Origin of the sequence: Roseivivax marinus (genome assembly GCF_900109705.1) — a bacterium.
GTDB lineage: Bacteria > Pseudomonadota > Alphaproteobacteria > Rhodobacterales > Rhodobacteraceae > Roseivivax > Roseivivax marinus.
The window spans coordinates 121,194-141,188 of sequence record NZ_FOAI01000001.1 but is presented as its reverse complement, the minus strand read 5'-3'; the positions used below and the strand labels follow the sequence as shown (position 1 = coordinate 141,188).

The window sequence follows — 19,995 nt, the reverse complement described above, 5'->3', positions numbered from 1 at the left end:
ATATCCGAGTTGCGCGGCGACGGGCCGGTGAGCGGCGCGCTTGAAAGCGGCCAGGCACCGAACAAGGCCGCCGGCGCCAACAAATTGCCGGCCCGGGGTGCGCGCCGGCCTGCGGCCGCACTTTCGCGCCGGGGCCGCAACGCATTTGTCCCGGTCAACGACCAGAAACAAGGAAGCCCCCGCAGAGGTCTGCGGAGGCTTTCAATGCCGGCACGGCGCTTGCCGCCGGGATCAGAGCTCGTCGTTCTCGGGATACCAGTCGGGCGTGCGCACCTCGGTGCCCTCGACCACGCCTGCGAACTCTTGCGGGTCCTGCGTGCCGCCGTCACGGCCGCGGTAGTGATAGGGATAGACATAGGCAGGCTGGAACTCGTTCACCGCATCGGCCGCCTGCTCGGCGGTCATGGTGAAGGGCAGGTTCATGCAGACGAAAGCCACGTCGATGTTCTCGAGCGCGCGCATCTCGGGAATGTCCTCGGTGTCGCCGGAGATGTAGACGCGGAAGCCGTCAAAGCCGAGCACGTAGCCGTTGTCGCGCCCCTCGGGATGGAAATCGGTGCGGCCCTCGGTGGTGTTGTAGGCGGGGATCGCGTCGATCGACAGGCTCTCCCACTCGGTCGACTCGCCGTTGCCGATCGACTCGGCGCCCTCGGCCAGTCCTTCGGGAAGCATTTCGGAGACGGCGGGGTTGGTGATCAGATGCGTGCCGTCGGCCATCAGCGCCTGAAGCGTCTCCGCGTTGTAGTGGTCGCCGTGCTCGTGCGTGATGAGGATCAGGTCGGGTTCAGGGAAGTCGGCATAGGCCGAGGCATCCCCCACCGGATCGACGTAGATCGTGCCCTTCGGCGTTTCCATGACGAAGGAGGCGTGGCTCACCGGGTGAACCGTCAGATCTCCGGCGTCGGTCGCGAATGTGTTGCTCATGTGTTGCTCGGCCATTGCGGAATAGGGCAGGACCGTCATCGCGCCGGCCGTGGCCGTGGCGGTGACGAGGAACTGGCGGCGTGTCTGTGTCATGCGGGGGACCCTCCTGTCGGAACCTCGGCTGCCACATAGTACGCGGTCGACATGGTCAATTCACCGGTGCGTCAGGCACAGACGGCGGCACGATTGCCTTTTGTTTCCAGAAGCAGACATACTCCGAACAAAATCTGGCAATAGCGCTTTTACAAACGAACCGTGCGGCAAGGCACGGCCGCGTCCCCCATCACGAGGCCCCTTCCGGATGCTCGAATTCGACCAGGTCAGCAAGTCCTTCTGGACGGGATCGCACCGCAAGGTGATCCTCGACCGTGTGTCGTTCCGGGTCGATCTGGGCGAAAGCCTCGGCATCCTAGCCCCGAACGGGACCGGCAAGACCACGGTCATCAAGATGATGGCGGGCTTGGAGAAACCCGACGAGGGCACGATCCGCCGCACCGCGCGGGTGTCGTTCCCCCTTGGCTTCATGGGCGGCGTGATCGCCAAGATCTCGGCGGGCGAGAATGCCCGCTACATCGCCAAGCTCTACGGGCTCGATCCCGACTACGTCGAGGCGTTCTGCCGGTGGCTGTGCAACCTCGGCGAATATTTCGACCAGCCGCTGGGCACCTATTCGTCGGGTATGAAGGCGCGGTTCTCCTTTGCGCTGATGCTGGCGCTGGATTTCGACATCTACCTCATCGACGAGGGGATGCCGTCCTCCACCGACGTGGAGTTCAACCGGCGCGCCGGAGAAGTGCTGGCAGAGCGGCTGCGCACCACGACCATCGTGATCGTGAGCCACCAGCCGCAGGTCCTTGAGAAGTTCGCCCGCCGGGCCGCCGTGCTGATGGACGGCCAGATGCACATGTTCGAGAGTTTGGAAGAAGCGAAGCGGCTCTATGACTACGAAACTCAAGGCTAGGAAATTCCGCATCCGCCGCTCGTCCTCCGCCTCGGCAGAGACCACGGACCATGCGCTCGATATCGAGACCGCCGAAGCGGCCGCGGCCGGTCGCCGTGCCACAGCGGCCCGCCCCGAGGCCGCCAACGCGGCCAACGCCGAAGCCCCGCGCCGCCGCGCCGTAGCCGGAGAGACACCCGCCGCTCCCCGCAGCGGCGCCGTGTCCTCCGCCGCCGAGGTGCAGGGCGAAACCGACATCCAGGCAATCCGCGCCGAGGGCCTGACCGGCCGCCAGCTGCGCATGGCCCGCCGCGTGGCGCAGAAGCACGGGCTCGCGCCGACCTCGGACTTCGACGCGGTGCGGCTCCTGCGGCTCAAGGGCATCGACCCGTTCCAGCGCATCAACACGCTCGAGCTGGTGGTGACCCGTAACGACGATGGCACCGAGAGCGCCGCTGCTCCCGCGCCCGAGGCGCGCGCCAAGGCACCCGCGGAACAGGATGCGCCCGGCCGCCCCGCGCGCAAGGACGACGCCCGCGTGCAGCTGCCGCAGACCATGCAGTTCAAGAAGCAGCAGGTCCCCTCGACCGAGGTCGATCCCGGCCCCAGCCCGGCCGAGCGCCGCGCGCAGGAAATCAGCCGGATGCAGCGCGACCTCGCGCGCCGGCGCCGCCGCAAGATGGCGCTGCTCGTCACCCGTCTGTTCTTCTTCATCGCCGTGCCGACGGCGCTGGCCGGGCACTATTTCTTCAACGTGGCCACGCCGCTTTATTCGACCAAGTCGCAGTTCCTCATCCTCGCGGCGGATGGCGGCGGCGGAGGCGGCGTCGGCGGGCTGTTCTCGGGCACCCAGTTCGCCACCAACCAGGACGCCATCGCTGTGCAATCCTACCTCGCCTCGAAGGACGCGATGCTGCGGCTCGACCGCGACGAGGGCTTCAAGACGCATTTCAGCCAGGATTTCATCGACCCGCTTCAGCGGCTGGACGAAACCGCCTCGAACGAGGAAGCCTACGATGTCTACCAGCGCAACGTGGAGATCGGCTACGACCCCACCGAGGGGGTGGTGAAAATGGAGGTAACCGCCGCCGACCCCGAGGTCGCCGCCGAATTCAGCCGCGCGCTGATCTCCTACGCCGAAGAGCGCGTCGACAACCTGTCACAGCGCAAGCGCTCGAACGCCGTGATCGACGCCGAGGCCGCGCTCGAAGAGGCACAGGTCGCTCGTCGCGACGCGCAGGAGAAGCTGGTCCGCCTGCAGCAGGAAAGCTCGCTCCTCGACCCCGAGGGCCGGATCGCCGCCCTGCGCAGCCAGATGAACACCTTCGAGGTCCAGCTGCGCGAAAAGCGCCTGCAGCTTCAGGCGTTGCTCGACAACGCCCGCCCGAACCAGAGCCGCGTCGACGGCGCCGAAGGCGACATCCGCCGGCTCGAGGCGGTGCTGGCCGAACTGAACACCCAGATGACCACCGCGCAGGAGGGCGAGACCTCGCTCGCCGACGTGGCGGTGCAGGTGCAACTGGCCGAGGCCGACCTTGCCACCCGCGACATGATGCTGTCGTCAGCGCTCGAACGGCTCGAGACCGCGCGCCGCGACGCCGACAGCCAGGCGCGCTACCTGACCACATCCGTGGTGCCGGTGGCCTCCGAGGATCCGTCCTATCCGCGCGCCTTCGAGAACACCCTCCTCGCCCTGCTGATCTTCTCGGGCATCTACCTGATGGTGTCGCTCACCGCCTCGATCCTGAGGGAACAGGTTTCGGCCTGATAGGCTCTCGGCCCTGCGCCCCGGCGCGGGGTCGGACGCCTACCGTTCCAGGTTCCGCAGGTAGGCGAGGATGTCGCCCGCCCCGGACTCCAGCCGGAACGCCATGCGCGCCCGCGCGCTGTCGTCGCCGAGCCAGTCCTTGGTGAAGGCGGTCGGATTCCTGAGGTAGGCCGCAAAGGTCTCGGGCGTCCATGTCAGGCCGGTGCGCCCCGCCTCGCGCAGCCACGGGCTGTAATCGAAGCCCGGATCGCCGCCCGCCCGCCGTCCTGCCACGCCGTAGAGGTTCGGTCCCACCCGCGACCCGCCGCGCAGCACCGTGCCGTCCGGCGTGACGACCGAGTGGCACGCGACGCACTGCCCGAACAGGGCGGCGCCCCGCCCGGCGTCCTGCGCCGCAACCGGGAGGCCGGCGGAAAAGGTCAGTAAGAGGGTGGTCAGAATTCGGCGCATGGGGGAGACGTCTCGGGTCGGGTCAGACCGCTGATCTAAGCTCCCGTGCGCCGGAAAACAGGTCCGGTAAACCCTACGCGACCGCGTGCGCCAGCGCGCACCGCTTCCAGAGCGTGCTCAGCGCCTGCACGAGGTACTCGATGTCCTCGTCCGAATGCAGCGGCCCGGGGGTGAAACGCAGCCGCTCGGTGCCCTTGGGCACCGTGGGATAGTTGATCGGCTGCACGTAGATCCCGAAGTCGTTCATCAGGATGTCGGCGATCTGGCGGCACTTCACCGGGTCCTTGATCATCACCGGGATGATGTGACTGTCGTTGTGCAGGTGCGGGATACCCAGCGCGTCGAGCCGCGCGCGCAGCTTGGCCACCTGCCCGCGCTGGCGATGGCGCTCGGCGTCGCTTTCCTTGAGATGCGCGATCGAGGTCCGCGCCGCGGCGGCGACCGCCGGCGGCAGCGCCGTGGTGAAGATGAAGCCCGACGCGAAGGACCGGATGAAATCGCACAGGGCCGCCGACCCGGCGATGTAGCCGCCGACGACGCCGTAGGCCTTGCCGAGCGTGCCCTCGATCAGGGTGATGCGGTCCTGCAACCCGAGCCGTTCGCTGACGCCGCCGCCGCGCGGGCCGTACATGCCCACCGCGTGCACCTCGTCGAGATAGGTCATCGCGCCGTGCTTCTCGGCGACCTCCACGATCTCGTCCATGGGGCAGATGTCGCCGTCCATAGAGTACACGGATTCGAAGGCCACGATCTTGGTGGCGTTGGACGGGCACGCCGCCAGCTTGCGGTCGAGGTCCTCGGGATCGTTGTGCCGCCAGATCACCTTGTCGGCCTTGGAATGGCGGATGCCCTCGATCATCGAGGCATGGTTCTTCTCGTCCGACAGGATCACCGCGTCCGGCAGCTTCGCGCCCAGGGTGGACAGCGCCGCCCAGTTCGAGACATAGCCGCTGGTGAAGAGCAGCGCCGCGTCCTTCCGGTGCAGGTCGGCCAGCTCGGCCTCCAGGAGCGCGTGCTGGTGCGTGTTGCCGCTGATGTTACGCGTGCCGCCCGCCCCGGTGCCACAGGCCCGCGCGGTGTCGCACATGGCTGCGATGACATCGGCGTGCTGCCCCATCCCGAGATAGTCGTTCGAGCACCAGACCGTCACCTGGTCCGGCGCGTCGGCGTCGTGGCTCGTCGCGCGCGGGAACGCGCCTGCCTCGCGCTCCAGTTCCGCGAAGATGCGGTAATTGCCGTCGCGCCGCAGCGCGTCGAGCTCCTTGGCGAACAGGGCGTCAAAGTCCATGGGCATCCTCCCGGGTCGTCTTGGTGGTGGGCGCGGGCAGCATCCAGCGCCAGAGTTTCTCGTCAGGCACCGGCAGCACCATGAACCAGTGCTCGAGCAGGGCGAGCGCGGTGAGCGCGGCCAGCAGCGCGAACCCGGCGGCCGCCGCGGCACTCTCCGCCGACGCCAGTTCCACGCCCCAGGCCCCGGTGGCGACCGCGAGCGCGGTGACCGAAACCGGGAACAGCCCGTTCACGCCGGCCTTGCGGAAGTGGCTCGGCACGTGCGCGAGCGCGGCGGGCATGAACTCGGTGTTGATGCGCGGCACGCCGAGGAAAAGGTTCAGCTTGGCCGAAACGCGCGCGAAGAACAGGACGGCGAAGGTCCAGAACGCCACCGCGTTGGCGGCGTCGCGAGTAAGCGCCCAGAGCGCGATCAGCGTCGCGACCAGCAGCATCTCGTGGTAGGCAAGCACGCCCCACGCCCGGATGAAGCGTTCCCATTCCGGCAGGTGGCGCGGACAGATATGGGCGTTCGGCCCGGTGATCGTGCCGGTCAGGAAGGCCAGCTCGATCCATCCCCAGACCGCCAGCGCCGAGAGGAACGCCCCGTAGACCCCGGCCACGCTGCCATCCCCGGCACTCAGCCACACGCCGGCGAGCCCCGCGGCCAGGAGCGGCAGCGCAGCAACCGTCGTCGCGCCGCCGGAGCCGCCGCGGTCCGCCCACCGCACGACCAGGAGGATCGCCCCGGTCGAGAACCACCAGGCGAAAAGCGCGAAGAGCGCCGCGAAACCGGCCGATCCGCTCACGGCGCCCCCCCTCTTCTCGGGACAAATACTCCGGGGGTGCGGGGGCAGAGCCCCCGGCGCGCGACGCGCATGTCCCCCGACCGCATCAATAGACCGGCTCCAGCCGCACGCTTTCGGGCCGGTCGTGGCGTTTCGCCGGAATGGTGTAGAGCGCCGCGAAGCACCACGCCGCCTTGGCCGAGTTCGCCAGCTCCTTCAGCTTTCCGGCCACGCCGCCCGTGGCCTTGCCGTCGGCAATGGCGACGTTGGCGCGGTGCAGCGTCTCCAGCGTGCGCTGCCAGCGCGGGTGCTCGATGTCGAGCGTGATCGGGAAGATCTGCTCGGACAGGGCGGAGGTCTTGGTGAACACCTCGTGGGCGTACCAGTCCGGATCGACGCCCAGCGCCTCGTGGAAGGCCGGCCGCTGGTGGTCACGCACGTACATCGTGGCATAGACCGCCGTCAGGAAGAACTTGATCCACCAGACGTTGACGCCGCTGGTCAGTTTCGGATCGGTCTTCATCAGCAGCGCGAAGGCCTCGCCGTGGCGGAACTCGTCGCCGCACCACTCCTCGAACCACTTGAAGATCGGGTGAAAACGGTGCTGCGGATTTGCCTCGAGGTGCCGGAAGATCGTGATGTAGCGGGCGTAGCCGATCTTCTCCGAGAGGTAAGTGGCGTAATAGATGAACTTCGGCCGGAAGAAGGTGTACTTCTTCTTCTGCGTCAGGAACCCGAGGTTCACCGCCACGCCCGCCTCGCGCAGCGCGTCGTTGATGAAGCCCGCATGCCGCGCCTCGTCCCGTGCCATGAGCTGGAACAGCTTGGTCACGTCCACGTTCGTGCCGCGCCGCTTCATCTCCTTGTACAGGACGCAGCCCGAGAACTCGGCGGTGCAGGACGAGATCAGGAAGTCGATGAACTCCTTCTTGAGCGCGGGGTCCATGCCGTCCCAGTCGACGTGGTCCCAGGCCTCGGTCTTCTTGAAGTGACCCTTGTTCGGATCGGCTTCCATCTCGGCGATCAGCGCGTCCCAGTCGGCGCGCACGGGCGAGACATCGATGGCGTCGAGCTCGTTGAAATCGGTGGTGTAGAAGCGCGGCGTCAGCAGGGTGTTCTGCATGGCGACGTCGGTGGCGAAGGCGCTGTCGTACTTGGCCTGCTCCTCCTGAAGGGCGATGCCCTCCTCGGCGGTCTGGGCCTCGGCGCGCTTGTCGGCGACGGGATCAGCATGGACGTTCATAGCCGCACCTCCTCGGAGAACGAGAACTCGCAAAGCTCCATCACTTCCAGGTCGCCGGTCAGGCGGGTCCAGAGCCGCTCCAGCTTGGAGGCCCGGACGATGGTCGCCTCGCGGTCCTCGCTCACGACCTCGCCGAAGGGGGCCATGATCTCGGGGCCGTGGACCTTCACCTCGTCACCGGGATGAATCACGGCGCCGTTGTTGAACCGCACGTGGGCGTGCAGGCTTTCGAACTTGTGGCTGATCTCGACGGTGCAGGGTGCCCGTTCGACCTCTTTCGTCAGTAGACCCATGAGACTTCCCTCCTCATTCGGTCGGTTGCGGCAGCAGCCTGGCGAAGGCCGCCGCGTTGTCGGCGCCGAACCCCATGAGGTCCGCGCGCCAGCCGGTGGACGGATCGAGGATCGCCACCCGGCCGTTTTCCATGGCGATCAGGCGCACCGGCCCGTCGGGCGGGACGCGCGCCTTGGTGCGTTCACGGTCGAGGACGCGCGCGACACCGGAGATGAACCCGCCTTCCTCCGGCGCAAGGTCCGCGACCAGCGTGCCGTCGGCCTCCGTGATCCGCGCGGCGCCGGCGAGGTCCCCGTCGAGGTAGAGCACCCGTTCCGCCACCACGCGGCTGTCGGGCGGCGTCGCGTCGAGCGGACGGTCGGTCAGCACGGCCCAGCTCACCGTGACGAGGCTGAAGACCACCAGCGCACAGAGTGCGCGGATCAGCGGAAGCGGGACGAGGTCCTCGGACGATCCGCGGAAATCGGCGTTTTGCGTGCTCATCGCCCGGCCCTCACTCCGCGGCCACGGCGGCCGCGGCCGCCGCAGGACGCGTGGGACGCGCGGCTGGCGCGGACGGCGGAGCGGCGACCGCGGCCGTTGCAGCGGCCTGTGCGACTTGCGGCATTGCCACGCGGGCCTCCGCGGCCTCGGCGATCAGCCGCGCCACCCGCTCGGCGTCGGGAATGCAGCGCAGCGCGGGCTGCGGCACCGAGATGCGCCACGGGCGCACGTGCGGCCAGAGCGTAAGGTAGGACAGCTTCGGCCCGCCCAGCGTGTGCAGCGCGATTGTGCCCGTTCCGCGCCGCCCCGGCGCGAAGTCCGCCGCCGCGATCCGTGTGTAGGGCAGGTTCAGCGTCACCGTCAGCGCCGCGCCCACGCGCATGGCAATCCGGCGGTTCGTGACCGTGTAGACCGTGCTGCGTGCCTGCACGTAACCGAACGCGCCGAGAAGCCCGAGCACGATGGCGCCGAGGCCGAGGAACGGCACAGAGTATCCGATCACCTGCCCCATGGGCAGCAGGTCCACCAACGACAGGAACCGCCACGCGGCGAGCACCACGAAATAGCCCGCGATCCACGGCAGGCTCAGTGCCTGCCACGAGAGTGCGAAGGCGTCCGGCCGGCCCTGCCAGAGGATCGTCTCGCCCTCGGGCGGAAGCTCCGGCAGCCCGCGGATCGGCTCGACCGCGAAATCGTCGTGATGTTGGCTCATGTCCCGTCCCTCCCCAATGTCGTTCGGGCGCGCCTGGCTGGGGCGCGCCGGCTCGTGTCGTTACAACCGCGGCGCCGACCGCGCCTCATCGGCGTAGAGAAGGCCGGCCCCGTAATAGGCCATGATCTTCTCCTCCTCGAGCTTGGTCACCTCGCCCGGCTTCGCCGTGGTCGGGACCCCGGCGAAGTGCGCGCCGTAGATCGAGCGCACCTGCACCCGGTCCGAACGGATCCGCGCCATGGTCATCGGCACCAGCCGCGCGCCGCCGCCGAACTCGGGATCGAGGTCGATCTGCAGGTATCGGACCAGTTGCTCCGGCTCATCCACCCACATGTCCGAGATCATGCCCACGATGGCATCGTCCCCGGCCACCACCGGCATCCCGCGCGGATCGCGCCCGGCGGCGTGGTGAAAGTCCGTCGTCGACATCGGCACGATCTTGGGTTTTCCGTGACCGTCGAGCTCGGGCAGATCGCTGCGCGGCGCCCACGATCCCGGCCCCACGCCCGCCTTCATCGGATCGAGCGACGGCATGAACGGAAAGCCCCCGGTCTTGGCCACCGCCGAAAGCGCAAGGTCCGAACGGTCGACGTTCTGCTGCGACGGCAGCTTCTTCTCGCCGTGGCCGTGCGGCAGGATGAAGGTCTTGTCCGAGGGCACCGGCCAGATGCCGCCGGCATCGGCGCGCGTGCCGTCCTCGTCCACCAGCGGATAGCCTTCGCGCTGGTTCTCGCGCTGCAGCCAGATCACGAGGCCCACGAAGAAGATGAAGAAGACCCAGAGCGAGAGACTCGCGAGGTCGAGGTTTCCGAAGGGATAGTCGTTGATCATGACCCGGTTCCTTCTGGTGCGGTGGGCTCAGGTGGGGAAATCGGCAAGGCCCATGCCCTGCCGGTCCGCGGTGGTGGAGGTCGTATCGGGGCCGCGCATCGCCCGCCCGACCAGCGGGCCGAGCGCGACGAGCGTGACGAAGAGAAGTCCGATCTCGAGGTGGTAGACGACCGAGTAGCCGGTCGCGGGCGTGGCGAGGGCGGTGCCGAGGTCTCCGGCGGTCGCGTGCAGGTTCACCCAGTCGCGCAGACCGCCCCCGATCGCGGTCGAAAGGCCCGCCGCCGTGGCCTGCGCCGCGCCCCAGGCGCCCAGCGCCAGCCCGCGTCCTGCGACGCCTTCGGCGGGCATGGTCATCGCCGCCGTCAGCGTCGAGACCGCGAAGTAGCCGCCGCCGAGCCCGATCAGACCCGCCCCCGCGAAGAACAGCGCGGGCGAAGCCATCGGCGCCGCGAAGATCACCGTCGAGAACGCCGCGATGCCCACCAGCACGCCACTCGCCGCCATGCGGTAGACATTGGCCTGCCGCTTGAGCATCCGCGCGGCGAAGGCGAAGCCCGCGAGCGCACCCGCCGCCCACATCGCCGTCAGCAGGGTCGTGGCCGAGACCGACAGGCCGAGGATTTCTCCGCCATACGGTTCCAGAAGCACGTCCTGCATGTTGAACGCCATGGTCCCGAGGAAGACCACCGCCAGCAACCGCCCCGCAGTACCGCCGCGCGCGAAATCCGCCCACGCCTCCGAGAAGGCCGGGCGGGGCGCCGCGCGCTCCTCCGCGCTCATCGGGCGCACGCGCTCCTGCTTCCACAGCGCGATCACGTTCAGGACGACGCCGACCACGGCTGCGCCCTGCACCACGCGGATCAGGCCGAGCGGTGTGAAGTCCCGCAGGAGCCATCCGACGACCAGCGCCGACAGGCCCATGCCCAGCAGGAACATGACGTAAAGCAGCGCCACAACCCGCGGCCGGGTCTCGTCCGTTGCCCGGTCCGACGCCAGGGCGAGCCCAGCGGTCTGGGTCATGTGCATGCCGAGACCGGTCATCAGGAACGCGAGTGCGGCCAGCACCTCGCCCGCGAAGGGCACGTCGTGCACGGTGTCGCCGCCCAGCACCAGCAGCGCCATCGGCATCACCGCAAGCCCGCCCATCTGCCACAGCGAGCCGAACCACAGGTAGGGCACCCGCTTCCAACCGATGGCCGAGCGATGGGTGTCCGACCGGAACCCCAGCAGCGCCCGGAACGGTGCGATCAGCACCGGCAGCGCGATCATCACCGCGACCACGGTGGCGGCCACCGACAACTCGACGATCATCACCCTGTTCAGCGTGCCGAGCAGCAGGACCCCGGCCATGCCGACCGACACCTGGAACAGCGCCAGCCGCAGAAGCTGCGGCAGCGGCAGCGCATCGGAAGCGGCGTCCGAGAACGGCAGGAACCGCTTTGCGATGCGCACCCCGCTCATGGCCGGACCTCCAGCGCATGACTGATGTAGAAGCCCGAGCTGACCCGGCCCACGTCGCGCACGGACCCGTGCCCGACAAGCCGGCGCGCCAGCGCGCCCGGTGCGTGCGGCACCATGACGGGCGACCGATCGCCGCGCGGGAACAGCTTGCCCGCGTACCACATCCCCATCAGCAGAGTCGTACGCGGCGCCACTGTGAACAGGATCGAGCCATTCGCACGTTGCGCCAGCCCCGAGAGCCGCGCGTCGATGTCACCCGCGCGATAGTAAATGAGGCTGTCCATCGCGACGACGTGGTCGAAGCGCCCGAGTTCCGGCGCCGTCATGTCGCCGGCAACGAAGCGCACCCGGGACCGCACCGTGTCGGGCAGCCGCGCCTCGGCCACCTGCAGAAGCTGCGGCGACAGGTCCACCGCGACCACCTCGGCCCCGCGTGCGGCCAGTTCCGCACTCATCTGCCCCGCCCCGCACCCGGCATCGAGCACGCGCGCGCCGCTCAGGTCCTCGGGCAGCGCGCCCAGGAGCCGCGCGCGCATCGCGTCGCGACCCGCGCGCACCGTCTCGCGGATGCGGCTCACCGGCGCGTCCGAGGTCAGCGCGGCCCAGGTCGCGGTGGCGGTGCGGTCGAAATAGGTCTCGACGCGGGACCGGGTGATCTCGTAGCTCATGCCCCCTCCCCTCAGTCGAACCCGAGCAGTTCGAAAATGTCCCGGTCCGGCAGCGGCGCGGGCGATGTCGGCTCGGTGCCCGACAGCATGGTCTGCGCCAGCCGCACGTATTCGGCGCGCGCAAGCAGGATGTCCTCCTCGTCGGGCATCTCGAACAGCGTCTTCTTCTTCAGCCGCGAGCGACGGATCGCGTCGTAGTCCTGCATGTGGGCCAGGCGCTTGAACCCCACCGTGTCGCAGAAGCGGTCGACCTCGTCGGTGTCCTTCGACCGGTTGGCGACGCAGCCCGCCAGCCGGACCTTGTAGTTCGCGGACTTGGCCTGCACCGCGGCGATGATGCGGTTCATCGCGTAGATCGAATCGAAGTCGTTGGCGGTCACGATCACCGCGCGGTCGGCGTGCTGGAGCGGCGCGGCGAAGCCGCCGCAGACCACGTCGCCAAGCACGTCGAAGATCACCACGTCGGTGTCGTCGAGCATGTGGTGCTGCTTCAGAAGCTTCACGGTCTGGCCCACGACGTAGCCGCCGCAGCCCGTGCCCGCGGGCGGACCGCCCGCCTCGATGCACTGGACGCCGCCCCAGCCGGGGGTGACGAAATCTTCGGGCCGCAGTTCCTCGGCGTGGAAATCCACCTCCTTGAGGATGTCGATCACCGTCGGCTGCAACCGCCCGGTCAGCGTGAAGGTGGAATCGTGCTTGGGGTCGCAGCCGATCTGCAGGACCCTCTTGCCGAGGCTCGCCATCGCCGCCGACAGGTTCGACGACGTGGTCGACTTGCCGATCCCGCCCTTGCCGTAGACCGCGAAGACCTGCGCCCCCTCGATCCGCGCCGAGGGATCCTGGTGCACCTGCACAGACCCCTCGCCGTCCTGCCCCCGCAGGACCGGGGGCGCCTTCATGTCGTCGCGCCGGGCCTCCAGCCCCGCCGCCTCGCGCATCGCGGCCCGCGCGGCGGGCGGCGTCTTGCTATCGAGCGGGCTCATGGCTCTCTCCTTCCGGCAAGCGCGTTCGCCCCTGCCTCTCCTTGGTGAAAATACTCCGGGGTCCAGGGCAGCGCCCCGGTGCGGCGGTCCATCGTCCGGCCCCGCGCAGAGCCCGTGGCGCCCGCGGGACGGCGGGCGGGGCGATGCGCGCCAGCGCGAGCGCCGGTCCGGCGGATATGCACGAGACCGCTCATTCCGCCGCCACCCCTTCCATGCGATCCTCGAGCGCGTCCGCGGCATCGCGCAGCGCATCCAGCGTGTCGGCGTCGGGCGCCCAGTAGGCCCGGTCGTGCGCCTCGAGAAGACGGTTCGCCATCCGGCTGGACGCGACAGGGTTCAACTCGGCCAGGCGCGCGCGCATCTCCGGGTCCAGAACGAAGGTTTCCGAGAGCCGCTGGTAGACCCAGGGCTCCACCGATCCGGTCGTCGCCGACCAGCCCATGGTGTTCGTGACGTGGGCCTCGATCTGGCGCACGCCCTCGGCGCCGTGGCGCAGCATCCCCTCGAACCAGGCCGGGTTCAGCGACCGCGAGCGCGTCTCCAGCGCCACCTGGTCACTCAGGGTCCGCACCTTGCCCGCGCCGCGCGTGGTGTCCGAGATGTAGACCCGTGCCTCTTCGCCGCGCGCCCGGCGCACCGCACGCGATATGCCGCCCAGCGTGTCGAAGTAGTGGTCGACCGTGGTCACCCCCAGTTCGACGGATTCGAGGTTCTGGTAAGCCACCTCGACCCCCGACAGCATCCGCGTCAGAAGCGCCGGCTGCGGCGCCGACTTGCCGTTGGTGCCGTAGGCCCAGCTCTTGCGGGCCTCGTAGGCGTCGGCCAGTTCGTCCTCGTCGCCGAAGGCCGAGCTTTCCACCAGCCCGTTCACGTTCGACCCGTAGGCGCCGTCGGCGTTCGAGAAGACGCGCAAGGCCGCCTCCTCCAGCGAACAGCCCGTTTCGGCGGCATGGGCACGCGCATGGGCCCGGATCGGGTTCAGCGCCTCCGGCTCGTCGGCCTCCGCGGCCTTCAGAGCCGCCTCGGCCAGCATCCGGGTCTGAAGCGGCAGCAGATCGCGGAATATGCCCGACAGCGTCATCACCACGTCCACCCGCGGCCGCCCGAGCGCGGCGAGCGGGACGAGGTCCGCCCCGCAGATGCGCCCGAACGCGTCGAAGCGCGGTTCGGCCCCGATCAGTGCCAGCGCCTGCGCCAGCGGCGCGCCGTCGGTCTTGATGTTGTCCGACCCCCAGAGCACCAGCGCCACCGAGCGCGGCACGGTCCCGTGGGTCTCGAGCAGCAGCTCCGCCTGCCGCCGGCCCTCTTCCATGGCGAAGGCCGTGGGCATCCTGAACGGATCGAAGGCGTGGATGTTGCGGCCGGTCGGCAGCACCTCGGGCGACCGGATCAGGTCGCCGCCCGCGACCGGCGGCGTGAACCGCCCGGCCAGCGCGTCCATCAGGCCGCGCATTTCCGGATCGCCCTCCATCGCCGCGGCCATGCGCGCCCGGATCTCGTCGTCCGGCGCGAAGTCGAGGTAGCGCCCGCGTGCCTCCGCGGACAGCGACCGTCCCAGCACATGCAGCCCGTCCGGCACCAGCGCCGCCTCGGTCTCCAGCAAGCGCGTCCACAGCACGTCCGGCGCGCCCGCGAGGTCCACCGCCGCCGCCTGCTCGGCGATCAGGGCCTCCAGCTCCGGCGCACGGGCATCGCCCGGCGCCAGCCCGCGCCAGCGACCGAGGCTTTCCTTCAACTCCAGCAGTCCCTTGTAGAGCCCCGCCTCGCGCAGAGGCGGCGTCAGGTGACTGACCGTCACCGCGCCCGAGCGCCGCTTGGCCAGCGTCGCCTCCGAGGGGTTGTTCGCCGCGTAGAGGTAGACGTTCGGCAGATCGCCGATCAGCCGGTCGGGCCAGTCCCCCGGCCCCGCGCCCGCCTGCCGGCCCGGCATGAACTCGAGAGCGCCGTGCATCCCGAAATGCAGCACCGCGTCGGCGCCGAAGCCGTGGCGGAGCCACAGGTAGAACTGCGCGAAGGCATGCGTCGGGGCGAAGCCGCCCTCGAACAGCAGCCGCATCGGATCACCTTCCCAGCCGAAGCCCGGTTGCAGGCCGACGAACACCTTGCCGAACTGCGCGCCCAGCACGAAGACGCCACGTCCGTCCGACTGCGCGCGCCCGGGCGCCGGGCCCCAGACCGCCTCGATCTCGTCGAGCCAGGGCGTTCCGCGCACCATGTCATCGGCGCTCACGTGGGCGGCGACGTTGGCGTCCTGCCCGTATTGCCGGGCCGTGCCTTCGAGCAGCGCCGCGCGCAGCGCCTCCACGCTCTCGGGCGGGTCGAGGTCGTAACCCTCGCGCTTCATGGCGTGCAGCGTGTTGAAGAGGCTCTCCCAGACGGCGAGATGCGCCGCCGTCCCCGCTGCGCCGGCATTGGGAGGAAAGCCGAACAGCACGACCGCCACGCGCCGCTCGGCGACGCGGCTGCGGCGCAGGGCGGCGGCGCGCGCGACCCGGCCCGCCAGCGCCTCGATCCGCTCGGGACAAGGGGCCATCGCCTTGCTGCCGTCTCCGCGGCAGGCCTGGCGGCATCCCGTGCAGCCGGCTTCGCCGTGACGCCCGGCAAACACGTGCGGTCGCGTGGCCCCGTCGAGTTCGGGCAGAGCGATCAGCATGGTGGTCTCGATCGGCCCAAGTCCCTGACCGCTTTCGCCCCACTGGCCCAGCGTCTGGAACTCCAGCGGGTGCGCGGCGATGTAGGGAACGTCGAGGTCGCGCAGCACCGAGACGGCGGCATCGTTGTCGTTGTAGGCGGGCCCGCCCACGAGGCTGAACCCGGTCAACGACACCAGTGCGTCGATCTTCGGGCCGGCCTCGTCGCGGAAATAGGCGTCCACCGCCGGCCTCCCGTCGAGCCCGCCGGCAAAGGCCGGCAGCACACGCAGGCCCCGCGCCTCGAATGCCCGGATCACCGCGTCGTAATGCGCGGTGTCGCCCGAGAGCACGTAGGAGCGCATCATCAGCACGCCCACGGTCGCCACCGGCGCCTCGGGCCCCGGCAGCGCCTCCGGATCGCTTCCGATCCGGCCCGGCAGGTCGGGGTGGTAAAGCCCGGCCTCGGGATACTCCACCGGCGCGGGCGCCGCGGCACCGCGCCAATCCGGACGCGCGGCGTAGCGCGACAACAGGAAGCGGACCATGCCGACCACGTTCTCGTCGCTGCTGCCCAGCCAGTACTGCATGGCCATGAACCAGGCCCGCAGGTCCTGCGCCTTGCCCGGCACGTAGCGCAGGATCCGCGGCAGCCGCCGCAGCATCCGCATCTTCTTCGCACCGCTCTCGGTCGAGGGCTTCGACGACCCCCGCAGCCGTTTCAGCAACGCCATCGTGGCGCTTTCCGGCGCCGCCATGTCGAGGCTGCCCATGCGCGTGAGCTTCACGATCTGCGCGTCGGCCACGATGCCCACCAGCGCGTCCGCGTCGTCGCGCCGGGCAGCAAGATCGGGCAGGATCGCCTGCACGTGGTCCTCGAGGAACAGCAGCGACACGACGATCAGGTCTGCCCGCGCGATCGCGGCCTTCGCCTCGGCCAGAGCCTCGGGCCGTTCGCCCCATTCGGCGGCAGCGAGCGCCGTGATCTTCAGGCCGGGAAAGTCCGCGGCCAGCACCGCCTCGGCGCGCGCCACCGCGCGCTCGGCATGGCTGTCGAGGGTGAGGATCGCCACCTCGTAGGGCACGGGGGCCCCGGACAGGACGCCGTCACCGCGCATAATGGGCCTTCGCCTCGTAGAGCGTGTCGACGCTGATCTCGGTCTCGCCGCGCGCGGCCGCGAAGGCCTCGGTGTTGCGCTTGGCCTTGCCGCGCACGAAGAACGGGATTTTCTTCAATTCGCGCTCGGCCGCAGCCAGCCAGACGACCTCGATCGCCCCAGTCGCGCCTCCGCCCTCGGTCTTCTTGGCCGAAATATCCCGGGGGGACTCCGCCACCGGCGCACGAGGGCCAGCGCCCCCCTCCTCCGCCGCGACCAGGGGCGCGTGGCCGCCGTGATGCGACGGGCCGGCCGCGTCGTGGAACTCGGGATCGGCGCGGAACATGGTCAGCAGGTGCTCTTCCAGTCCCATGACCAGAGGATGCACCAGCGTGTCGAACAGCACGTTCGCGCCCTCGATCCCCATCACAGGAGCGTAGCGGGCGGGGAAGTCCTGCACGTGCACGGGGGCCGAGATCACGGCGCAGGGAATGCCCAGCCGCTTGCCGATATGCCGCTCCATCTGGGTGCCGAGGATCAGCTCTGGCGCGGCGGCCTCGATCGCCGCCTCGACCTCGAGATAATCGTCGGTGATGAGCGCCTCGACGCCCATCTCCGTCGCCACGGCGCGCACGGCGCGGGCCTGTTCGCGGTTGTAGCAGCCCATCCCCGCGACCTCGAAGCCCATCTCGTCGCGGGCCACCCGGGCCATCGCGCGGACATGGGTGCCGTCGCCGAAGAGGAACACGCGCTTGCCTGTGAGATAGGTGGAGTCGACCGACGCCGAGTACCACGGCAACCGCAGCCGGTCGGTGTCGAGCCCGGGCGCCACGCCAAGAAGATCCGCCACCTCGGCCACGAAGTCGCGCACGCCGCCGACGCCGATGGGGATGCTCTTGGTGAACGGCAGGCCGAGATCGCGCTCCATCCAGCGGCAGGCGCTTTCTCCGGTCTCGGGATACATCAGAACGTTGGCGTGGGCCGCGCCCAGCCGCGTGATGTCCGACGGCGTCGCGCCCATGGGCGCGCAGACATTCACCTCGACGCCCATGTCCGACAGGAGCGCCGTCAGTTCGGTGACGTCGTCGCGGTGGCGGAAGCCCAGCGCTGTCGGGCCGATGAGATTGACGCTCGGGCGCGCGGTCTTCTCGCAGGGCCGGGCCAGAGCGCGCGCGATGCGGTAGAAGGTCTCGTCCGCGCCGAAGTTTTCCTTGCGTTGGTAGGACGGCAGGTCCAGCGCGATCACCGGCACCGGCAGGCCCATGCGCTCGGCGATGCCGCCGGGATCGTCCTGGATCAGCTCGGCGGTGCAGGAGGCGCCAACGATCATCGCCTCGGGGCGGAACCGTTCGTAGGCGGCCTGGCAGGAGCGACGGAACAGATCGGCGGTGTCGGCGCCGAGGTCGCGCTCCTTGAAGGTGGTGTAGGTCACCGGCGGGCGGTGGTCGCGCCGCTCGATCATGGTGAACAGGAGATCGGCATAGGTATCGCCCTGCGGCGCGTGCAGGACATAGTGCAGGTCGCGCATGGCAGTGGCGACACGCATGGCGCCGACATGGGGCGGGCCCTCGTATGTCCAGACGGTGAGCTTCATGGCATCGCCGGGGGCTGCACGGCCCCCACTTTCAGCGCGTCGCGGCGGCGGAGCGGGCGCGAGAAGAGACCCGCGAGGTCGCCCGCCTGCTCGTAGAAGTGGACCGGAGTGAACACGAGCTCGATCGACCATTTGGTGCTCAGGCCCTCGGCCTCGAGCGGGTTGGCGAGGCCGAGGCCGCAGACCGTGAGATCCGGGCGGGCCGCGCGCACGCGGTCGAGCTGGAGGTCCACATCCTGCCCTTCCGACAGGGTCGGCCCCTCGTCGAGCAGCGCGAGATCGCCGTCGAGCACCTGCCGGTGCAGGAAGGGTGTGCCGACCTCGACCGCCTCCATACCGCATTCGCGGGTGAGGAAACGCGCGAGCGGCACCTCGAGCTGGCTGTCGGGGAAGAAGAAGACCGAGCGGCCGCGCAATGCCTCGGCAGCCTGCGCCACCGCGCGTTCGGCGCGGGCCTTCGGCGCGGCTACGGCGCGATCGACCACCTCGGGCGGGATTCCGAAGGCCTCGGCGATGGCGTGGAACCAGGCGGTGGTGCCCTCGGCGCCGAACGGCATGGGCGCAGCGACGTGCCGGGCGCCACGGCGTTCCAGCGCGGCCAGCGTGTCACCGAGGAACGGCTGCACCAGCGCCACCCGCGACCCCGGACCGACGCCGAAGCGCGTGGCCTCGCGCGCGGCCGGCAGGACATGCACCGCGTCGATGCCGATCTTCGCGAGGAGGTCGCGCATCTGGTCCTCGACCACGTCGGGAAGCGCGCCCGCCACGATCAGCTCCCGCGCCTCGGGCCCCTCGGGCCCGGCTGGCAGGTCAGGGACCATGGCGGCGAGGCAGGTGTCCTCGCCCTGCGTGAAGGTCGTCTCGATGCCGGAGCCGGAATAGGACTGGACCCGAACCTGCGGAGCGTGGACCGCGGTCAGCCGCTCGGCCGCCACGGCGAGGTCGAGCTTGATGACCTCGGACGGGCACGAGCCCACCAGGAACAGGCGGCGGATGTCGGGACGCCGGGCGAGCAGTTCGTGGACCACCCGGTCGAGTTCCTCGTGCGCGTCGGCGAGACCGGCGAGGTCGGTCTCTTCGAGGATCGCGGTAGCGAAGCGTGGCTCGGCAAAGATCATCACGCCCGCCGCAGACTGAAGCAGGTGCGCGCAGGTGCGGCTGCCGACCACGAGGAAGAACGCGTCCGGCATCTTGCGGTGAAGCCAGACGATCGAGGTCAGGCCGCAGAACACCTCGTGCTGGCCGCGCTGCTTGAGGACCGGGGCGTTGCGGCAGCCCTGTCCCGAGGCCTGGGCGAAGCGTTCAGTCATGCCACGCCCCCCGCCGAAAGCCGGGCCCGGCGCAGCTTGAGCACGAACTGCGCCGCGTTCACCACGTAGGCGGCGTAGGCCGCGAGCGCGAGCGACATGAGAGCCTCCGGGGCGAGCGCGTGGCTCCACAGTGCCCAGAGGTAGGCGGTGTGGAGCGCGATCACGAGCATCGACACCGCATCCTCCCAGAAGAAGGCGGGCGCGAAGAGATAGCGGCCGAAGACGACCTTCTCCCAGATCGCGCCGGTCACCATGATCGCGTAAAGCACGAAGGTCTTGAGGACGATCGACAGGGTCGCGGCCTCGTAACCCGCGCCGGTGGCGAGCCAGCGCAGCACCAGCCCCAGCGAGACCAGGAACACGATGAACTGCAGCGGCGCCAGCACGCCCTGGACCAGCGTCCAGACCGTCCCGTCGCGACGGCGGCGTTCCTCGGTCGTGTAGAGCGGTGTGTGCGTCGGAGCGGCAAGATCCGCGTCCAGTCGTCCCGTGGCAGCCATTGGCGATTCCTCGGCTTGCTTGACAGGAAGCGTAGCGGGCGGCTCCGAAA

General features: G+C 69.6%; 18 protein-coding genes. 2 read left to right on the top strand and 16 right to left on the bottom strand.

Features of this window, described 5'->3' with window-relative positions; genetic code table 11:
- Window positions 1–231 precede the first annotated feature (231 nt).
- Window positions 232–1,017 (bottom strand): MBL fold metallo-hydrolase, encoded by a 786-nt coding sequence (locus tag BMX29_RS00590; RefSeq protein WP_092809567.1) that lies wholly within the window; start codon window positions 1,015–1,017, stop codon window positions 232–234.
- Window positions 1,018–1,225: 208 nt separating this feature from the next.
- Here BMX29_RS00590 and BMX29_RS00585 point away from each other — a divergent pair, with 208 nt between their 5' ends.
- Window positions 1,226–1,885 carry an ABC transporter ATP-binding protein gene (locus BMX29_RS00585; protein ID WP_043844847.1) on the top strand — a complete coding sequence of 220 codons (660 nt, stop codon included), beginning with the start codon at window positions 1,226–1,228 and terminating at the stop codon, window positions 1,883–1,885.
- On the top strand, window positions 1,863–3,632 hold the full coding sequence (locus BMX29_RS00580; RefSeq protein ID WP_092809565.1) for a KpsE/RkpR family capsule polysaccharide export protein: 1,770 nt from the start codon (window positions 1,863–1,865) through the stop codon (window positions 3,630–3,632). The genes BMX29_RS00585 and BMX29_RS00580 overlap by 23 nt, the downstream gene beginning before the upstream one ends.
- Before the next feature lie 39 nt (window positions 3,633–3,671).
- On the opposite strand, the gene BMX29_RS00575 is transcribed toward BMX29_RS00580, so the two are convergent.
- The 15 genes from BMX29_RS00575 to bchF form a co-directional block, all read right to left on the bottom strand.
- On the bottom strand, window positions 3,672–4,082 hold the full coding sequence (locus tag BMX29_RS00575; protein ID WP_092809563.1) for a c-type cytochrome: 411 nt from the start codon (window positions 4,080–4,082) through the stop codon (window positions 3,672–3,674).
- 73 nt (window positions 4,083–4,155) lie between these two features.
- On the bottom strand, window positions 4,156–5,370 hold the full coding sequence (hemA, locus tag BMX29_RS00570; RefSeq protein WP_092809561.1) for a 5-aminolevulinate synthase: 1,215 nt from the start codon (window positions 5,368–5,370) through the stop codon (window positions 4,156–4,158).
- Window positions 5,360–6,160 (bottom strand): putative photosynthetic complex assembly protein PuhE, encoded by an 801-nt coding sequence (gene puhE, locus BMX29_RS00565; protein WP_092809559.1) that lies wholly within the window; start codon window positions 6,158–6,160, stop codon window positions 5,360–5,362. Before puhE ends, hemA begins: the two co-directional genes overlap by 11 nt.
- 85 nt (window positions 6,161–6,245) lie before the next feature.
- Window positions 6,246–7,382 (bottom strand): magnesium-protoporphyrin IX monomethyl ester (oxidative) cyclase, encoded by a 1,137-nt coding sequence (gene acsF / locus BMX29_RS00560; RefSeq protein ID WP_092809557.1) that lies wholly within the window; start codon window positions 7,380–7,382, stop codon window positions 6,246–6,248.
- The gene (locus BMX29_RS00555) at window positions 7,379–7,675 is read right to left on the bottom strand and encodes a hypothetical protein (protein ID WP_092809555.1); all 297 of its coding nucleotides are present in this window, start codon (window positions 7,673–7,675) and stop codon (window positions 7,379–7,381) included. The genes acsF and BMX29_RS00555 overlap by 4 nt, the downstream gene beginning before the upstream one ends.
- A gap of 13 nt (window positions 7,676–7,688) precedes the next feature.
- Window positions 7,689–8,159, bottom strand: coding sequence for a photosynthetic complex assembly protein PuhC (gene puhC, locus BMX29_RS00550; RefSeq protein ID WP_092809553.1), 471 nt, complete (start codon window positions 8,157–8,159; stop codon window positions 7,689–7,691).
- A gap of 10 nt (window positions 8,160–8,169) precedes the next feature.
- Window positions 8,170–8,871 (bottom strand): photosynthetic complex putative assembly protein PuhB, encoded by a 702-nt coding sequence (puhB, locus tag BMX29_RS00545; RefSeq protein WP_092809551.1) that lies wholly within the window; start codon window positions 8,869–8,871, stop codon window positions 8,170–8,172.
- Window positions 8,872–8,931: 60 nt separating this feature from the next.
- Complete coding sequence (puhA, locus tag BMX29_RS00540) at window positions 8,932–9,702, bottom strand: photosynthetic reaction center subunit H (protein ID WP_175471094.1); 771 nt, start codon at window positions 9,700–9,702, stop codon at window positions 8,932–8,934.
- A 27-nt stretch (window positions 9,703–9,729) separates the two neighbouring features.
- Complete coding sequence (locus tag BMX29_RS00535; protein ID WP_043844839.1) at window positions 9,730–11,163, bottom strand: MFS transporter; 1,434 nt, start codon at window positions 11,161–11,163, stop codon at window positions 9,730–9,732.
- The gene (gene bchM / locus BMX29_RS00530) at window positions 11,160–11,831 is read right to left on the bottom strand and encodes a magnesium protoporphyrin IX methyltransferase (RefSeq protein WP_092809549.1); all 672 of its coding nucleotides are present in this window, start codon (window positions 11,829–11,831) and stop codon (window positions 11,160–11,162) included. The genes BMX29_RS00535 and bchM overlap by 4 nt, the downstream gene beginning before the upstream one ends.
- An 11-nt stretch (window positions 11,832–11,842) precedes the next feature.
- The gene (bchL, locus tag BMX29_RS00525) at window positions 11,843–12,730 is read right to left on the bottom strand and encodes a ferredoxin:protochlorophyllide reductase (ATP-dependent) iron-sulfur ATP-binding protein (protein ID WP_092810139.1); all 888 of its coding nucleotides are present in this window, start codon (window positions 12,728–12,730) and stop codon (window positions 11,843–11,845) included.
- Between the two features lie 274 nt (window positions 12,731–13,004).
- Complete coding sequence (locus BMX29_RS00520) at window positions 13,005–16,562, bottom strand: magnesium chelatase subunit H (RefSeq protein WP_092809547.1); 3,558 nt, start codon at window positions 16,560–16,562, stop codon at window positions 13,005–13,007.
- Window positions 16,552–18,135, bottom strand: a complete 1,584-nt coding sequence (bchB, locus tag BMX29_RS00515; RefSeq protein ID WP_092809545.1) for a ferredoxin:protochlorophyllide reductase (ATP-dependent) subunit B — start codon at window positions 18,133–18,135, stop codon at window positions 16,552–16,554. The genes BMX29_RS00520 and bchB overlap by 11 nt, the downstream gene beginning before the upstream one ends.
- Complete coding sequence (locus BMX29_RS00510; RefSeq protein ID WP_092809543.1) at window positions 18,132–19,445, bottom strand: ferredoxin:protochlorophyllide reductase (ATP-dependent) subunit N; 1,314 nt, start codon at window positions 19,443–19,445, stop codon at window positions 18,132–18,134. The genes bchB and BMX29_RS00510 overlap by 4 nt, the downstream gene beginning before the upstream one ends.
- Window positions 19,442–19,945, bottom strand: coding sequence for a 2-vinyl bacteriochlorophyllide hydratase (gene bchF, locus BMX29_RS00505; RefSeq protein WP_092809541.1), 504 nt, complete (start codon window positions 19,943–19,945; stop codon window positions 19,442–19,444). Before bchF ends, BMX29_RS00510 begins: the two co-directional genes overlap by 4 nt.
- Window positions 19,946–19,995: the final 50 nt, after the last annotated feature.

What these genes read in the sequence shown, in the direction of transcription:
- bchF (WP_092809541.1), bottom strand. Translation starts at nt 19,945, where the DNA reads ATGGCTGCCACGGGACGACTGGACGCGGATCTTGCCGCTCCGACGCAC.
- BMX29_RS00575 (WP_092809563.1), bottom strand. Translation starts at nt 4,082, where the DNA reads ATGCGCCGAATTCTGACCACCCTCTTACTGACCTTTTCCGCCGGCCTC.
- BMX29_RS00590 (WP_092809567.1), bottom strand. Translation starts at nt 1,017, where the DNA reads ATGACACAGACACGCCGCCAGTTCCTCGTCACCGCCACGGCCACGGCC.
- BMX29_RS00510 (WP_092809543.1), bottom strand. Translation starts at nt 19,445, where the DNA reads ATGACTGAACGCTTCGCCCAGGCCTCGGGACAGGGCTGCCGCAACGCC.
- puhA (WP_175471094.1), bottom strand. Translation starts at nt 9,702, where the DNA reads ATGATCAACGACTATCCCTTCGGAAACCTCGACCTCGCGAGTCTCTCG.
- puhB (WP_092809551.1), bottom strand. Translation starts at nt 8,871, where the DNA reads ATGAGCCAACATCACGACGATTTCGCGGTCGAGCCGATCCGCGGGCTG.
- BMX29_RS00585 (WP_043844847.1), top strand. Translation starts at nt 1,226, where the DNA reads ATGCTCGAATTCGACCAGGTCAGCAAGTCCTTCTGGACGGGATCGCAC.
- hemA (WP_092809561.1), bottom strand. Translation starts at nt 5,370, where the DNA reads ATGGACTTTGACGCCCTGTTCGCCAAGGAGCTCGACGCGCTGCGGCGC.
- acsF (WP_092809557.1), bottom strand. Translation starts at nt 7,382, where the DNA reads ATGAACGTCCATGCTGATCCCGTCGCCGACAAGCGCGCCGAGGCCCAG.
- puhC (WP_092809553.1), bottom strand. Translation starts at nt 8,159, where the DNA reads ATGAGCACGCAAAACGCCGATTTCCGCGGATCGTCCGAGGACCTCGTC.
- bchB (WP_092809545.1), bottom strand. Translation starts at nt 18,135, where the DNA reads ATGAAGCTCACCGTCTGGACATACGAGGGCCCGCCCCATGTCGGCGCC.
- BMX29_RS00555 (WP_092809555.1), bottom strand. Translation starts at nt 7,675, where the DNA reads ATGGGTCTACTGACGAAAGAGGTCGAACGGGCACCCTGCACCGTCGAG.
- bchM (WP_092809549.1), bottom strand. Translation starts at nt 11,831, where the DNA reads ATGAGCTACGAGATCACCCGGTCCCGCGTCGAGACCTATTTCGACCGC.
- BMX29_RS00520 (WP_092809547.1), bottom strand. Translation starts at nt 16,562, where the DNA reads ATGCGCGGTGACGGCGTCCTGTCCGGGGCCCCCGTGCCCTACGAGGTG.
- bchL (WP_092810139.1), bottom strand. Translation starts at nt 12,730, where the DNA reads ATGAAGGCGCCCCCGGTCCTGCGGGGGCAGGACGGCGAGGGGTCTGTG.
- BMX29_RS00535 (WP_043844839.1), bottom strand. Translation starts at nt 11,163, where the DNA reads ATGAGCGGGGTGCGCATCGCAAAGCGGTTCCTGCCGTTCTCGGACGCC.
- BMX29_RS00580 (WP_092809565.1), top strand. Translation starts at nt 1,863, where the DNA reads ATGACTACGAAACTCAAGGCTAGGAAATTCCGCATCCGCCGCTCGTCC.